The sequence below is a fragment of the Alteromonas sp. ABH4_454 genome (assembly GCF_056311775.1).
The window spans coordinates 4,274,337-4,289,286 of record NZ_CM149972.1 but is presented as its reverse complement, the minus strand read 5'-3'; the positions used below and the strand labels follow the sequence as shown (position 1 = coordinate 4,289,286).

Sequence of the window (14,950 nt, the reverse complement as noted above, 5' to 3'; positions counted from 1 at the left end):
TATTGACAGGGGAAATGGTCGGTGCTTAAATTGCTTAACTAATTTTTTACAAGCGAAAGGCCGTTTTTATGAAAAACAACGCCCCTTTGGTTTCCAAAGACACACTGATTCCCTTTGTATTGTTAACGATTTGCTTTGCTGCATGGGGTGTGGCTGCGAACATGACAGACCCTTTGGTAAAGGTATTTAGTAAGATATTTACTATGTCGTCTCTGCAATCGGCACTGGTTCAATTTGCTTACTATGGCGCATATTTTTGCTTAGCCATTCCTGCTGCTTTTATTAACAAGCGCTTTTCTTACAAAACAGGCGTTTTGACAGGATTAGGCTGCGCGGCCGCGGGAGCATTTCTTTTCTACCCTGCTAGCCAAACTATGACTTATGGTTTTTTTCTAGCCGCTCTTTTTGTATTGGCTGGTGGCTTATCTATTCTTGAAACGTCGGCCAACCCTTACGTTATGGCGATGGGAAATCAAAAAAGTGCGACACGTCGTTTAAATTTAGCGCAAGCGTTTAACCCTGTCGGTACCAATTTAGGTGTATTTTTGGCCGCAACACTTATATTGCCAAATTTGAATCAAGCATCTGCACAAGAGCGTGCCGCCATGTCAGTAAGCGAGCTTAAAAACGTGATAGGGGCGGAGCTTGATGCAGTAATGCTTCCTTACGTAGGTATGGCATGTGTGCTTGTTTTAGTTTGGGTTGCTATCTTCCTAATTAAAGCGCCAATTCAAGAATCGGTTGAGTCAAGTGTGGAAGACGTTAAATTGGGCGCATCGCTTAAGCGCTTAGTTGCTAACAGGCATTACCGTTTTGGTGTATTGGCTCAGTTCTTCAACGTTGGCGCACAAACATGCGTGTGGACCTTCACTATTCAATATGCGATGAAAGCGACTGGCGGCAATGAGGTGAGTGGTGGCGAAATCTTACAGTACAGCATGATTGTATTTCTAATTTCTCGCTTTGTGATGACGTGGGTAATGCAATATCTCTACCCAGCTAGACTACTAATGATCATGTCACTGGTTGCCATGGCGCTATGTATCTTCATGACACAGTCTCCTAATTTAGCAGGCGTAATCGCATTGGTATCTATCTCTGCTTGTTTGTCACTAATGTTTCCAACGATTTACGGCATTGCGCTTGAAGGGCTGGGTGAAGATACCAAACTAGGCGCAGCTGGCCTTGTGATGGCGATTCTCGGCGGCGCTATCATGCCACTCTTCCAAGCAGCCATTATTGACAGTGCTGGTGTGGTTGTATCTTATGTCGTACCAGCCATCTGCTTTTTACTTGTGGGCGGTTATGGTTATTTCGATATGCGAGCCAAAAAGAGCATTGCTAAACCACAGTCTGATAGTGATGTTAGCACACTAAAAGATATGGAAATGGAAATCGCTAAATAGTACTTCTGAATGAATGGTATCAAAGAGCCGCTGATTGCATCAGTGGCTCTTTTTTATGCTTTTTTAAATAGCGCACCTAAAACCGCTGCTTTTGAAGCGCCAGTCACTGTAGGCACATTACCGGGAATATCATGCAAATAAGCATGTGCAAACCACGCAAACGCAGTGCCTTCTACATGCTGTGGATGTATGCCCAGAGCATAACTGTCAGCTACGGCATAGTCGCTCAAAGCGTTGTTTAAATAGACCATTAACGCTTTATTAAACGCGCCGCCACCGCACACAATCACTTCACTTTGTAAGTTCGCATTGCTCGCTTTTGGGAGGTGTTTCATTATTTCCTGAGCGATGGTGCTGCCGGTAAGGCTAAGCAAAGTGGCTTGAACATCTTCTGGAGCTAAATTGTTGTTTTCTTCTTCGCTTTGCAGGTCTGCACTAGAGGGAAAATAATCAGCAAGGGCGTTGCTTAACCAATCAATATTGAAATGCTCTCTACCTGTACTCTTAGGTGCGGGTAAAGAAAAGTAGTTATCTAATAAAAACCTGCCTAGTAAGCCGCTATGGCATTGTCCTGTCGCGGCCCATTTCCCGTCTTTATCGAAACTTTCATTTAAATGTAGGCTAATCCATTGGTCCATTAAGGTATTACCTGGCCCGATATCAAACCCTCTAGGTGGTATGTTATCTTGCTTTGGCGCAAGCAATGAAATGTTTGCGATGCCGCCAATATTTACCAGCGCTCGATATCTATTTTCACTGGCGAAGACCGCATTGTGAAAGGCGGGGACCAGGGGCGCACCTTGCCCGCCTAACGCAATATCTTTGCGCCTAAAATCGGCGATAACATCAATGCCGGTGAGCGCAGCGATAGTGTTAGGGTCGCCAATCTGACAAGTGAAGCCTCGGATAGAAGGGCTAGAAAAATGGGCAGACATCACGTCAGAATTTGGATAGTGACGCACTGTTTGACCATGAGAGCCAATGGCAGTGATATCTGATGCTTTAAGATTGTTTTTATCAAGTAACGCTAGAGTAACTTCTGAGAAGGCTTCTGCAACGAGTCTATCTGCAATGCCGAGCGTATTGAGCTCGTCAGGGCCTTCATTACACAAATCATTAAGCGCGTGAAGCAGTTCGCTAGGGTAGGGAATTGTATGTGCTGAAAGCGTTTTGCACGTCGTTGCAGTGATGTCACATAGGACGGCGTCAACGCCGTCCATGCTAGTGCCTGACATCAAGCCAATATATTTCGCCATAGCGCAACTATTTCATCGCGAGCATAATACGTTTGTTGTTATTGAGTTGCTGCTGACGAAGTTTTGCAATTTCCATAAATCTTTCTCGCTCTTCCTTTGCTATGGGTAAAGCTTTTGGCAGTTCTACGGTGCGTGGATTTCTATGCACACCATCTACCAAAAATTCATAGTGAAGATGCGCACCAGTCACCATGCCAGAACTTCCAAGGTAACCTACCGTTTGACCCTGTTTAACGATGTCGCCGACTTTGACCGCACGTTTTTTAAAGTGAAGGTACTTAGTGGTGTATTTCTCGCCGTGCTGAATAAATACATGGTGACCGTTATATTTATCATAGCCTGCTTTGATAACTTTTCCATCGCCAGCGGCCATAATTGGTGTACCAACGGCTGCTACGTAGTCGGTACCACGGTGTGCTTTCCAGCGTTTTTGTACTGGGTGGAAACGTGCCTTCGTGAAGTTAGAGCTGACATATCTGAAATTAACCGGCGCACGTAAGAAGCTCTTGCGCATACTACGACCTTCCGGGGTGTAGTAGGTACCGTCTTCATGAAGGATTGCACTGAACTGTTCGCCTTGGTTGGTAAATTCAGCCGCTACGATATCGCCGTATCCTACGAATTCGCCATCAATATATTGCTCTTCAAAAATAACGTTGAACGTATCGCCTGAACGAATCTCCATCGCGAAATCAATATCCCAGCCGAAAATACCTGCCAAATTCATAATTTGGTTGCTGGTAAGCCCAGCATCTCTCGCGGCATTCCAAAAGCTTGAGTGAATTTCACCCTGGGCGAAGTTGTAGCGAATGTCGACATCTCGCTTTTCAAGCTCAGCAGTTAAGGCGCTGTTCTCATCAGTCGAATCCGGACGTACAAACAGTGTTTCTGTTGAAGATAGCTTGTACTTTAACTCGCCGAAGCTACCGTTTTTGTTCGCTTTAAACGATAATTCGTCGCCAGGCAGTAAAGTAACAAGCGTTTTTGTTAGTTCACCAGCCTGAGTCACATTGTAAACATCGCGCGATGTGAACCCTGCACGCTTAAAAAGCTTTGCTAGGGTATCGCCACTTCGCACTTTATACGTTTGCCAAGTAGACTCTTCTTCATTCGAAAAAACGTCGGTTGACGGTGTAATGTTAAGATCTACAGGGTAGCGGACACCTGCGTCTAAGATATGTGCCTCTTGATGACGGCTAGCCTCTACAGACTCCGACGGCAAAAGGATAAGCCCGCCAAGAAACAAGCTTGCGATAGCAATGCCGGTTCTATGTTGCTTAGGTAAATTTTTATATAAATGTAGCGCTTTAGAAGCGTCTAATTTCTTTCTCATACTACAACCCACCTGAGAAATGTTATGTGCACAACACTATTTCACATACGTTGCTTAAAAATGCAACTTTTCTCATTATTTTGTTAGCGCAAATTGTTACACCCAATAGCTCTTAAACTCGCAATTACATAATGCGCTATCTAAATATCAGTGAATGTAAGGGGAGGGTTGGAGCAAACTTTCCACCGCAGGGAAGCGGTGGCGGAGCGCCCATGGGTGGGGTTACCGCGTGTTTGCGAAAGCCCTTCCCCTCTCTTTCAGTTCAGCTATATTAATACGCTAATTTTGCGTTCAAAGCTGTTGGGTTTAACAACATGACTGTTTGTAATCCTTTTTTGACGCGCAAAGCTTTTAATGGTTCCGTTGTACGCGTAAAATGCCCGCCAATATTGAATGTACAGTTATGTAGAGTGTGATTAACAAATGAAAGATTGGCAAACAGCGATAGCTGAGATTAAACGGGGCGTTGATGAAATACTCCCCGAAGAGGATTTAATTGAAAAACTAAAATCCGGCAAAACCCTAACCATTAAAGCGGGTTTTGATCCAACTGCGCCTGATCTGCATCTAGGTCATACTGTGTTGCTCAACAAGTTGCGTACATTCCAGCAACTAGGCCACAAAGTTGTTTTTCTTATTGGTGATTTTACTGGCCTAATTGGCGATCCTACAGGTAAAAATGTCACACGCAAGCCTTTAAGTAAAGAACAGGTATTAGAAAACGCTAAAACGTATCAAGAACAAGTGTTCAAGATCCTTGATGAAGATAAAACGGAAATTCGTTTTAACTCTGAGTGGATGGACGGTCTTGGTGCGGCGGGTATGATCAAACTTGCGGCAAGCCAAACCGTGGCGCGTATGCTAGAGCGTGATGATTTTAAGAAGCGCTACAACAACGGCCAGCCTATTGCTATCCACGAATTCCTATATCCACTGGTGCAAGGTTGGGACTCGGTAGCCCTTGAGTCAGACGTTGAAATGGGCGGTACTGACCAGCGTTTCAACTTGCTAATGGGCCGTGAGCTTCAAAAAGAGCAAGGCCAAAAGCAGCAGTCAATTGTGATGGTTCCGCTACTTGAAGGCTTAGACGGTGTTCAAAAGATGTCGAAGTCATTGAACAACTACATTGGTATCACAGACGCGCCAAACGATATGTTTGGTAAAGTGATGTCTATCTCTGATGACTTGATGTGGCGTTACTACGACCTTATCAGCTTCCGTCCGTTAGAAGAGATAGCAGAGCTTAAAGCGCGCGTTGAAGGCGGTGAAAATCCGCGTGATATCAAAATCATGTTGGCAAAAGAAATTATCGCTCGTTTCCACGACGATGCTGCCGCTGAAGGCGCGCACCAAGACTTTATTCAACGCTTCCAGAAAAATGCTATTCCTGATGACATGCCAGAGCTTGAAGTAGCGCTAGGTGAAGAAGGCATCGCTATCGGCAATTTATTAAAAGAAGCGAAACTTGTTGGTTCAACGTCAGATGCCATGCGCATGATCAAACAGGGCGCAGTTAAAATAAACGGCGACAAAGTAGAAGACACCCGTTTAGTGCTCACTGAAAAAGGTGAAAACGTTTATCAGGTAGGTAAGCGCAAGTTTGCCCGTATCACGTTAGCTTAACGCTTCACTAAGCTAGTATTGGAAAGCCCGCTTATTTAAGCGGGCTTTTTTTTGCCTTAAATATCTCGTTCAAGAAAGGGCGAACTTTCTAAAAAAAGGATTTTTTGCTGATATGCAACAGCGTTGTACTTCCCGTTTGGGCGTGAGGGATTTGCTTTTTATTGTTTAAATGGTTGATTTAATTGTATTTTTAATTTTATTCACTTTTTTTGAAAAAAGTTTGTCAGTTTTTTGTCATAGCCATCGTCTATAGGGGAAAAGTTAAACAATAATCCCAACTGTACGATGAGCAGTTTACGCGTAGCAGCCTGGGTGAAATTCCAATGATACTTAGGTCAACTGACCTTTAAATATACGCTTACGCAATGCGAAAGGATAATGTGATGACAACTGTAACTACAACCCGTGCAACATACCAACAAGTTAACCAAAGTCTTCCAGCTAAAGAAGCGCTCACATGGCTTAAAGAGGGCTGGCAGCTTTTTGCAAAAGCGCCATTTAAACTATTAGGGCTCTCATTTGCTACGCTACTTACTGCTGGCCTTATGCAGGCTTTGGCAGGTCCTGTAGGTTTAGGGATATCTAAATGGGTAAGCCCGCTTTTAGCCACAGTAATGTGGTTGGCCATTGCTAATTTAGCGGTAAAAGGCAAGGTAAGCTTAACGGGCGGAACCGTACGTTCATGGGCAAACATCGCACTTTGGAGTTTAACCGGTCCGTTGATCGCATGGATGCAGTTTCAAATTGGCGCTATGTTAATGGGAGCAGAACCAGTAGCGGCATTAGCAAGCGGTAATGTGGTAGAAGTACCGGCGTGGAAAGTAAGCCTAATGATGGGCTCGGCAACACCAATAAACCTACTGCTTTTATTTGTACCTATGTTGCTTATTTTAAAGCATCTTTCACTTTCAGCGTCATTTTCAAATAGTATTGCTACAGTAGCGGGAGCTTATAAGCCAATGTTGGTAATAGGTGCCATGATTTTCTTAACAGTTGCACTTGCACCTTATACCTTCGCACTGTCGGGGTTAGTGTTCGGCCCTGTTGTTTCTTGTGTGTGCTTTATTGCTTACCAACGTTTGTTTCGCTAATCGACAACAAAAAAGTTACCAGCTATTTAATGCGTGGAATTAATAAGAATAAAAATGGAATTGCAGTGAAAGAAACCATTCAAATAGAAAAACTGCTCAGTGAATACGCGCCGCTTATGGCGCGTATTGCCGCAACGTTTGAGGCCAATAAATCACTTCAAGATGAACTGATACAAGAAATGTCACTGGCGGTCTGGCGCGCCTTTGTTGGAGCTTCGAAAGGTAGTGATAGTGGCTTTCGCGGTGAGGCGAGTGTGAAAACCTTTGTGGCCAAAATTGCGCATAACAAGGCGGTAGACCACGTAATTAAAGAGCAGCGACACAAAGAGTTCACCCACGACGGAGAATTTGACCCCTCTAATGCATCGGGCGCCGGTTCATCTCGTGATGCGACGATGCAAGAGAATGCGATGGATCTTATGACAGGCTTACGTCAGCTAGAAATAAAGTACAGACAGGTACTTTCTATGATGCTAGAAGGGTTCAGTCAGATAGAAATAGCCAATATGTTGGGCATCAACGAGGGCGCTGTCGCCAAGCGAATAGCTCGAGCCCGCCAACAGCTTACTCAGGTAATGGAGCAGCAGCCATGAGCGACAACAAAAAAGTGATTAGCGAAGATAAAAAAGCTATTAGCGAGGATAAAAAACTCGTTAGCGAATACAGAGAAGGTGTGCGTGACCAAGAATCAGATACTAGCGCCAACAGCCCGCAAATGAGCGAGTTAGATAAGCAATTTTCACAGTGGCAAAGTGCCTATAAGAATGCAACCCCTTCGGTAGATACAGATTCACTGTTTAAAGAAATCAAAAGCGTGAGGTTTAAACTAAAACTAAAAGGTGCCGTTGATTTGCTACTCGGGCTTGCGGTTTCAGTGTGGTGTTTGACTTTGGTATTGTTTGAGCCGCTCTCCACGTACCAATTTTTGTTATTCACGGTACTGGCGCCTATCCCTGCCGCTTTTGGGGTATGGGGATATCGGGTAAGACAAAAACAGTGGAAAGCTCAAACGTTAGATGTGCATTCGATGCTGTCATTTAAACAAACCCAGCTACAGCAGCAGTTACATTACTGGAAAATTAGTCTTTATGGGTGTGCAGCACTTTGGTGTGGGTTATTTGTATTAGCCATTTTCAACGTATTCATGTTCAACGCCTATACTCTGTGGGGCACGCAGCTGGTGATAAACAGCGTGGTCGTCTATATCGTATACCGCAGGTACAAAAAGCTAAACGCCGATTTGCCGTCGGCGCTAAAGAAAATAGAGGATATGAAATAGCTGAAACTGATAGTGTTATAATTCCAGCATTGGTACGAAGCCCCCGTAAATAAGGCGTTTACCGTCAAAAGGCATGGGGTTTTCGTTCTCCTGCATTCGTGGATCTTCCATTACTTTTTTCCACGCAGTATCGCGTACTTCTTTTGATGGCCAGAACGCGATAGAAAACACCACGGTTTCATTTTCTTTGGCTTGTACCGCTAAAGGAAAAGACGTTATCTCACCGTCGGGTACATCGTCACCCCAAGCTTCAAGAATTTTAGTGGCACCATACTCTTTAAAAATATCGCCAGCGAGTTTGGCGTGTTCAATGTATAACGCTTTGTTTTCTGTGGGAACGGCTACAGCAAAGGCATCGATGTATGACATGAGGTGGCTCCGTCAGTGATTAGAATACTAACATAGCCTAAATAACGAACAGTGCGCAATGGTGAATACGGCAGACTTTTCGTAAACAATCTACTAAGACTAACGCTCTGCAATTTTAGCCCACTGATATAAACCGTGCAGCGCTAGTCTTCTTGCCTTGGGAAATGGGTATTTTTTAAGGGGCGATTGATAAATAGGAAGAGATAAGTCGAGGTCGCTTGTGCCCATCATTCGTTGAGCAAGCCGCTGCCCGGCAAAGGCGGCAAAGGAAACCCCTGAACCACAATACCCCATAGCATAACCGATGGAATAAGCAGAACGGTTTGCGTTATTACTGCTGGCTTCACTGTCTACGAAAATACGTGGCATGCTATCTAGCGACACGCTCACCCAACCACTCCAAAAATAATCCATGGCGATTCCGCTAAGTGAGGGGAAGCTTTTAACTATAGCGCGGTATAAGCGCTGTTTTTCTGAAGCGTTATCTGCATCTTTGCCTTTTACGGCACCACGACCACCGAATAACAATCTGCCATCTGGCAGCACACGGTAGTAATACTTCATCATCCGCGTATCCATAAAGCTCATGGGGGTGGTCAACCCGGTCGAAGCGCGTTGTTCCTTATTTAAAGGGGCGGTAACAAAAATGCTCGACTGTACGGGGAATTGCTTATTGTCTACGCTGTCGTGAAAGCGTTTGGGAGTATAGGCGTTAGTAGCAATGAGTATATGCTTAGCTGATACTGAGCCGCTTGGCGTGGTGACAAGGAACCCTGTTTTTTGCTTTTCGATGCGAATGGCAGGAGAGTCGTAAAAAAGCGTGGCACCAAGTTCTTTAGCTACTCTTGCATATTCACTTGCCAGCTTTAAAGGGTGTAAGCATGCACCTTCAAGTTCAACGCCACCGTAAGCCCCGTTTATATCAAAATGGGTTGCAAGGTCTTTTGAAGAGAGGGGAGTGCTTGGTACATTGAAGTTTGATGCTAGACGATTAGCACTGGCGCATAGTTGCTCGGCTTGCTTGACGTTATGGGCCAATTTTAAATAAGGTCCTTCTACTAAATCGACCTGCATATCAAAGTCTGTAATACGCTTTTTAAGCAAATCCACGGCACCATCAAACTCGGCCTGCATGCCCGTGGCGATTGTATGACCCCATTTATCTTCTATAGCGCTTAATGACAGTCTACCGCTTCCAGAGAGGATAAAACCGCCGTTGCGGCCTGCACAGCCAAATCCGAGCGAGTTTGCATCAAGTAGCGTAACATCCTGCTTAGCTTGAGCAAGCGTGATTGCAGCGGATAGGCCCGTATAGCCACCACCTATAACGAGGTATTCGGAATTAACCTTTTTGTTCAAAGGCGGTAGTGTTGGCACTTTATGCGTAGCATGCCAGTAGCTTTTGGGCGCGGGAAGCATTGATGAAACGCCGCGAGAAATAAGAGGATCGTAGGTCATAAAATAAGATGGCTGTGAGCGTTTACGTCATGTTGGGCATTAGAATTGTAGTAGCATTTCCGCACCTTCACATTCACAGTAGCCCTCACAGACTGGGCAATCATAGCCCTCGTGAATAGATGCGTAGCGCCATTTGTTGGCGTGTTTTTTTATCAATTGGCCGCCATTTTTGGTGAAGTATTTAAATGCACTATTGCCCGGGCTTGCCAACCAAATATGTGCTAAACCCGCTTCTGCACCTTGAGCTTCCGCACACTTTATAGACTTGCGTAATAGCGCACTGCCAATTCCACAACCCTGCATGGCGGGGTCTACAGTGTTGCATTTAAAATAACATACGGTATTTGACTCTACGGGCCAAAGAGTAGGCGTACACCACTCATCGGTTTGCCACTGCGTATGTGCGAAGGTCAGTCTGAAACCCACTACCTTATTTTTGTATAGCGCTACCCAGCTAGCATTAATGTCGCCAATAAAGCTTTTAGCATAGTAGTCAGCTAGTAACTCGCTAGTGAGGTAGTTGTCACCATGTACGTAATTACCAAGAGAAATCACGCCTTGAAAAAACTCAGGCGCTAAATGCTCGTAAGTTATATCGCTTTGAATTAAATGATTCATGTGATTGGTTGGCGTCATGTTTTTTCTTTATGAGGGGCATTTTTCATCCCATCAAGGTGAACATCTAACGCTTCTACAGAAATCAGAATTTCTCTTACCGACATCCATAGTGAATATAGTAGCGACACTAAGCTTGCAGCGAATACCCAGTTGCCTACTTGTTGATATGTAAGGTAAATGGCCAACATTGAGACCACACAAAGAAAAAAGCTGCCCACCCCTGCGATCTGCATACGTTTAATCAGTTGAATGCGCAACCGAAGGTTTTTTATTTGCGCTTGAGTATTGTCATCTTTCTCTTCTTTTGAAAAGTTTCGGATGATAGTCGCAAGGGTTAAAAAGCGATTGGTATAGGCTAGAAGCAATAAAGAAATTGCCGGAAATAACATAGCCGGAGTAGCAATATCTATTTTCATAGGTGTTTCATGCAATCGTCGAATAAAAGAAGTGTATCACAGGGGATGCGTTACACACAGTCATCAGCTAAGCGCTTGGTTTTTAGCGCATTGCGTGGTTTTCAGGGGAAAGCAACTAGACTACATTCTGTCAACTGTCATGCCTGCCGCGCTCCAGCCTAACATGTCGCCTTCTAAATGCATGACTTCGGAAAAATCGAGTTCTTCCAACACTTTCATCGCCAATTTAGCGCGTCTACCGGAACGGCAGTAAATGATGATAGGTTTGTTTTTGTGGCCTTCTAATTCGCTGAGGTAGTCATTGATGTTCTCGTGGGGCATATTCACGGCACCAGGAATGTGGCCATCGGCAAATTCTTTAGGTGAGCGAACATCAATAAGCAGCCAGTCATTATTAGCCACACGTTCGATAAGATAAGGCGAAGCGGCAACAGAAGCTTGTGCGGTCGCTTTCGCTGTACACTGAAGCGAAACGAATAATGCAACACTAACAATAACTAGAAAACCCGCAACAACAATCCGCATGAAATGATGCTCTTACCTTCTTACTGATATTTTAGACTTAAGTATAACGCTTATGCGTTTTATTTAATACCTTCACATAATGATTTTAGTTCATTTATTAATCGTAGTGAAAAGCGGCTAGTGACATCCGGGTCGACCACAATAAGCGGTGCATCAAGAAACCCGCGATGAGCGCGCCAGAATACTTCTAGGTCTTCGTGTGGACTCTTGGAGGCGGCAATGAGTGCATGAGGTTGGCGAACTAGCACGTCTTTAACCGCTACTTGAGGGTAATCTATCGGGCTATCGTGAAATAGCGTTTGTGCCCCGCAAACATTTAATAGTTTATTTCCCCATGCATTGGGGCCAATAGTCATAAGTGGCGCCGTCCATGAATAGTAAAACACTGATTTACGTGGCTTCTTATCGTATTTTTGTATTAGGTTTTTTAACTCGCTGAGAAAATCATTGGCGAGCTGGGTGGCTTTTTTTGGCGTGTTAGTAAGTGCACCAAGCCTTTTTATTTCACTAGCAATATCTGTGATATTTCCAACCTTGCTGGTAAATACATTAAGCCCCATTGAAGAAAGTTTATGTATATCCTGAGGTTTGTTACCTCCGTCCCAAGCAAGTATTAAATCTGGTTCTAACGCCACTATTGCCGCAATGTCAGCACCTTGAAAGTCGGCTATCCGTTGAATACTCTTGGCTGGTTCTGGATAGTCACTGTAGTCACTTACACCTACAAGGTTTGAACCCAAACCTAAACTAAATGCCCATTCTGTAAGGTGTGGAGCAAGGCTAATTATTTTTAAGTCGGAAGGTTCCGCATCCAATTGTTCATTTAAACCGCCGGAAGGAAGTTGCTCTTCGTTGGTAATTTTTCTTGTCCCGACGGTAGGCTCTGTTGCTTTGTTGGCATGTGCGCAAATAGGCATTGAGCACAGCAGAAAAAAAGAAAAAGCGCTTAGTGCGCGCAATATTTTCATAGGGCAACGGCCATGGCAAACAGGGTTAAAGATGCAAATGCACTCGTTGCTATCATTGCCAAAGTAACCGTGTTTTTAGCTTTTAACATGTGAGAATACTTAACGTCATTTATGCCTCCTACGCGGGCATATCGGATTTTCTTATTGGCATAAATGGCAGGGCCCCCCAGTTTTACATCTAGTACACCACCCATAAGCGCCAGAAGTAGTGACGTCTTATCTTTTACTGGTGAGCGTTTTATAGCGCTAATGCCTTTTACGGGATGGCTAATTAACAAAGTTATAAGGCCGCCAATAGCAGCGGGTGGAAGGGAAAGTAAATAAACCAGTTTACGAACAGGTTTCGCAAAGAGTGCCATACCAGGCGTGCGGTAGTGCCATTGCCACGATGTAAGCAAAAGTAACCGATAGATCAGTGCACCTATTGGCCCTGCAACCACAAAGTAAAAAATAACGCCGCAATACAGGTAAAGAAATTTAAGCCAAAGCGACTCAATCGCTGCTTTAGCAATACCGATATCTGTTAAAGAGTTACATTGTCGTGCGGTAATGGTTTGGACCATTTCTCGGGCAAGAGACTTTTTGTTTCTACCTACACTTGCCAGTACTTTTTTATACTGCTGGCGCTGGTAGCCAAAATCGAGCAGCACGACAAGAATAATGGCTTCAAAGAAAACGGGGTACTGGGCCATATATACTAAAATGGCGATACAAACTACTAAAGGCGCAAGTAAGACTAGTGCGGCTAACGAACCCGAAATGTAGTGCTGAGATGGACCGAAGTCTCGTGATGGCACTACCTTACGCCCCATTTGCAAAACGAGGTAGCGCATAAGCGTTAGGGGGTGAGTACTTTGGGGCCAACGCCACAAGGCATCTACGGCAATAGCCAGCCAAAGTACCAATAGCGACTGATATTGCGGGTCGCTAATTACCTCTGTCATATTATTTTGCGAGGGCCTTGATCATCGCCATAACTAGCTGTGCAGAATGCTTAGCAGCAGTGTCTAAATATTCTTTGAAGCTTACTGACGATGTTTTTCCAGCGATATCAGATAACGAGCGAATCACAAGAAACGGTGTATCAAGCATATGACAGGTTTGACCGATAGCTGCGCCTTCCATTTCCACCGCTTTCATATCGGGGAAGTTTTCACGTAATTCCGCCACCGCTTCATCGCTCCCGATAAAAGCATCACCGGTGCAAATCAAGCCCGTTGTCGATTGCAATGATGAAATCTCTGCAGCTGCACTACGCGCTGTTTCCATTAATGCGGTATCACAGCGAAAATCTTCAGGCATACCTGCACATTGACCCAGCTTGTAACCAAAATGGGTTAAATCGGCGTCGTGGTGAATAACGTGACTTGCTATCACTAAGTCACCAATATTCAGGTTCTTGTCGAAACCACCTGCAGAGCCTGTATTAACAACTGCATCAGGAGCGTACTGCTCAATCAATACAGTGGTAGCGATAGCCGCTGCCACCTTACCAATGCCGCATTTAACCAACACCACTTCAATGTCGTTGAGTGTGCCTTCATAAAATGTAAGGTGTTTCCACTTTGTTTCTTTTACGTTCCAAAGCGATGCTTTAAGTAGCGCAACTTCTTCATCCATTGCACCTAAAATACCAATTTTTTTCATAACATTACCGAGGGTGTTAAGAGAGTTAAAAGCGTGAACACGCTATTGAATGCACTAATTGTATAAGGAAAATAGAGAAACTGACAGAAAAATGCCTTTGTTACCGCTATTTGAGAGTAAGAAAACAGCAAAGTAACAAAGGCTAGGGGAAGCTCTAATTAACCGTATCAGGCGGCAGCTGGTCTGCTTGAACGCACAGGACGGGTAGGGCGCTTGGGTGGTTCTGGGTTGTGCGTAGGTAGCTGTGCCATTTTATTTTGTAAACGGCGATAAGGAATCAGTTTGTTTTCCAAGCACTCGCGAATATCGTCAACCGTGTAGCCAGATTTAACTTTAATCCTTGCGTGCGGAAGGCCTGCAGCATCTAAAGCGCCCGTTACAAACCAATCTTTTTGCGTTTTATAGCCTTCTTTCCCTTGGCTGTGAACCAAATCGATAGCCATAACAGGGCTCATATCTTGTTTATCGACCAGTACAAAGTCGAGTTGTCTGCTAGATGCTCTGCTAAGCGCTTGGCTTGCTGTCTTCTTGTTGGTTGATTGACGTACTGATACAAGGTCATTAAGACGTACGCGGCACACTATTCTAAACTCTCGACCCATGGCCTGTTCAATAAGGTTTAAAAAAGTATGCTCTACCGGAGTGAATAGTTGTGCTTTCCGCCTAAATGGAAATGCCACTCCACCGTCTGACAACTTTATGGCACCTAGTGCAACGACTATAAGTAACATCATTAAAATAATTGCCAATTCCATCGTAACCCTCGCAAATATCAATAGAAAAAGTCATGACATGAGTAACTGAAGGTCAGCCTAGCCCGGTGTATATAGCTTAGCGGCATTAGCTTCGTTTACGGCATAGGCGTCATAAAAATGACGCTTATTGCTGTCATGAAGTAGTTATTGATGAAATTGCAAAGCGGGTGCCAACATTAGCTTTGTTGGCAAATTTCTACGATGTA

The 14,950-nt window shown here is 44.4% G+C and carries 16 protein-coding genes; 5 read left to right on the top strand and 11 right to left on the bottom strand.

Annotated features, from left to right (window positions below):
* Window positions 1-68: 68 nt before the first annotated feature.
* On the top strand, window positions 69-1,406 hold the full coding sequence (fucP, locus tag ACYX4W_RS18715) for an L-fucose:H+ symporter permease (RefSeq protein WP_476055935.1): 1,338 nt from the start codon (window positions 69-71) through the stop codon (window positions 1,404-1,406).
* 53 nt (window positions 1,407-1,459) lie between these two features.
* Here the strand turns inward: fucP and ACYX4W_RS18710 are convergent, their stop codons facing one another.
* Together ACYX4W_RS18710 and ACYX4W_RS18705 are read right to left on the bottom strand one after the other, a co-directional pair.
* Entirely contained in the window at window positions 1,460-2,662 is a 1,203-nt protein-coding gene (locus ACYX4W_RS18710; protein WP_476074186.1) for an anhydro-N-acetylmuramic acid kinase, read from the bottom strand.
* Between the two features lie 7 nt (window positions 2,663-2,669).
* Window positions 2,670-3,995 carry an OapA family protein gene (locus ACYX4W_RS18705; RefSeq protein WP_476074185.1) on the bottom strand — a complete coding sequence of 442 codons (1,326 nt, stop codon included), beginning with the start codon at window positions 3,993-3,995 and terminating at the stop codon, window positions 2,670-2,672.
* Between the two features lie 423 nt (window positions 3,996-4,418).
* On the opposite strand from ACYX4W_RS18705, the gene tyrS reads away from it, so the two are divergent.
* From tyrS to ACYX4W_RS18685, 4 genes are all read left to right on the top strand, one after another.
* The gene (gene tyrS, locus ACYX4W_RS18700) at window positions 4,419-5,618 is read left to right on the top strand and encodes a tyrosine--tRNA ligase (RefSeq protein ID WP_474805235.1); all 1,200 of its coding nucleotides are present in this window, start codon (window positions 4,419-4,421) and stop codon (window positions 5,616-5,618) included.
* A 383-nt stretch (window positions 5,619-6,001) separates the two neighbouring features.
* Window positions 6,002-6,709 (top strand): hypothetical protein, encoded by a 708-nt coding sequence (locus ACYX4W_RS18695; RefSeq protein ID WP_476074184.1) that lies wholly within the window; start codon window positions 6,002-6,004, stop codon window positions 6,707-6,709.
* Between the two features lie 65 nt (window positions 6,710-6,774).
* Window positions 6,775-7,302 carry an RNA polymerase sigma factor gene (locus tag ACYX4W_RS18690; RefSeq protein WP_476074183.1) on the top strand — a complete coding sequence of 176 codons (528 nt, stop codon included), beginning with the start codon at window positions 6,775-6,777 and terminating at the stop codon, window positions 7,300-7,302.
* On the top strand, window positions 7,299-7,988 hold the full coding sequence (locus ACYX4W_RS18685; RefSeq protein WP_476074182.1) for a hypothetical protein: 690 nt from the start codon (window positions 7,299-7,301) through the stop codon (window positions 7,986-7,988). The genes ACYX4W_RS18690 and ACYX4W_RS18685 overlap by 4 nt, the downstream gene beginning before the upstream one ends.
* 15 nt (window positions 7,989-8,003) lie before the next feature.
* Here the strand turns inward: ACYX4W_RS18685 and ACYX4W_RS18680 are convergent, their stop codons facing one another.
* The 9 genes from ACYX4W_RS18680 to ACYX4W_RS18640 form a co-directional block, all read right to left on the bottom strand.
* Window positions 8,004-8,357 (bottom strand): DUF1428 domain-containing protein, encoded by a 354-nt coding sequence (locus ACYX4W_RS18680; protein WP_474805242.1) that lies wholly within the window; start codon window positions 8,355-8,357, stop codon window positions 8,004-8,006.
* A 99-nt stretch (window positions 8,358-8,456) separates the two neighbouring features.
* Window positions 8,457-9,815, bottom strand: a complete 1,359-nt coding sequence (locus tag ACYX4W_RS18675) for an NAD(P)/FAD-dependent oxidoreductase (protein WP_476074181.1) — start codon at window positions 9,813-9,815, stop codon at window positions 8,457-8,459.
* 39 nt (window positions 9,816-9,854) lie between these two features.
* Window positions 9,855-10,451, bottom strand: a complete 597-nt coding sequence (locus tag ACYX4W_RS18670) for a GNAT family N-acetyltransferase (protein WP_476074180.1) — start codon at window positions 10,449-10,451, stop codon at window positions 9,855-9,857.
* The gene (locus ACYX4W_RS18665) at window positions 10,448-10,849 is read right to left on the bottom strand and encodes a DUF2721 domain-containing protein (protein WP_071952535.1); all 402 of its coding nucleotides are present in this window, start codon (window positions 10,847-10,849) and stop codon (window positions 10,448-10,450) included. Before ACYX4W_RS18665 ends, ACYX4W_RS18670 begins: the two co-directional genes overlap by 4 nt.
* Before the next feature lie 120 nt (window positions 10,850-10,969).
* Entirely contained in the window at window positions 10,970-11,374 is a 405-nt protein-coding gene (locus ACYX4W_RS18660) for a rhodanese-like domain-containing protein (RefSeq protein ID WP_474805249.1), read from the bottom strand.
* 59 nt (window positions 11,375-11,433) lie between these two features.
* On the bottom strand, window positions 11,434-12,342 hold the full coding sequence (locus ACYX4W_RS18655; protein WP_476074179.1) for a cobalamin-binding protein: 909 nt from the start codon (window positions 12,340-12,342) through the stop codon (window positions 11,434-11,436).
* Window positions 12,339-13,286: a cobalamin biosynthesis protein CobD/CbiB gene (locus tag ACYX4W_RS18650; protein ID WP_476074178.1), complete on the bottom strand. Its 948-nt coding sequence runs from the start codon at window positions 13,284-13,286 to the stop codon at window positions 12,339-12,341. Before ACYX4W_RS18650 ends, ACYX4W_RS18655 begins: the two co-directional genes overlap by 4 nt.
* A 1-nt stretch (window position 13,287) precedes the next feature.
* Window positions 13,288-13,989 (bottom strand): 5'-methylthioadenosine/adenosylhomocysteine nucleosidase, encoded by a 702-nt coding sequence (locus ACYX4W_RS18645; protein WP_476074177.1) that lies wholly within the window; start codon window positions 13,987-13,989, stop codon window positions 13,288-13,290.
* A gap of 167 nt (window positions 13,990-14,156) precedes the next feature.
* Complete coding sequence (locus ACYX4W_RS18640; RefSeq protein WP_269916726.1) at window positions 14,157-14,744, bottom strand: DUF2726 domain-containing protein; 588 nt, start codon at window positions 14,742-14,744, stop codon at window positions 14,157-14,159.
* Between the last annotated feature and the right edge of the window lie 206 nt (window positions 14,745-14,950).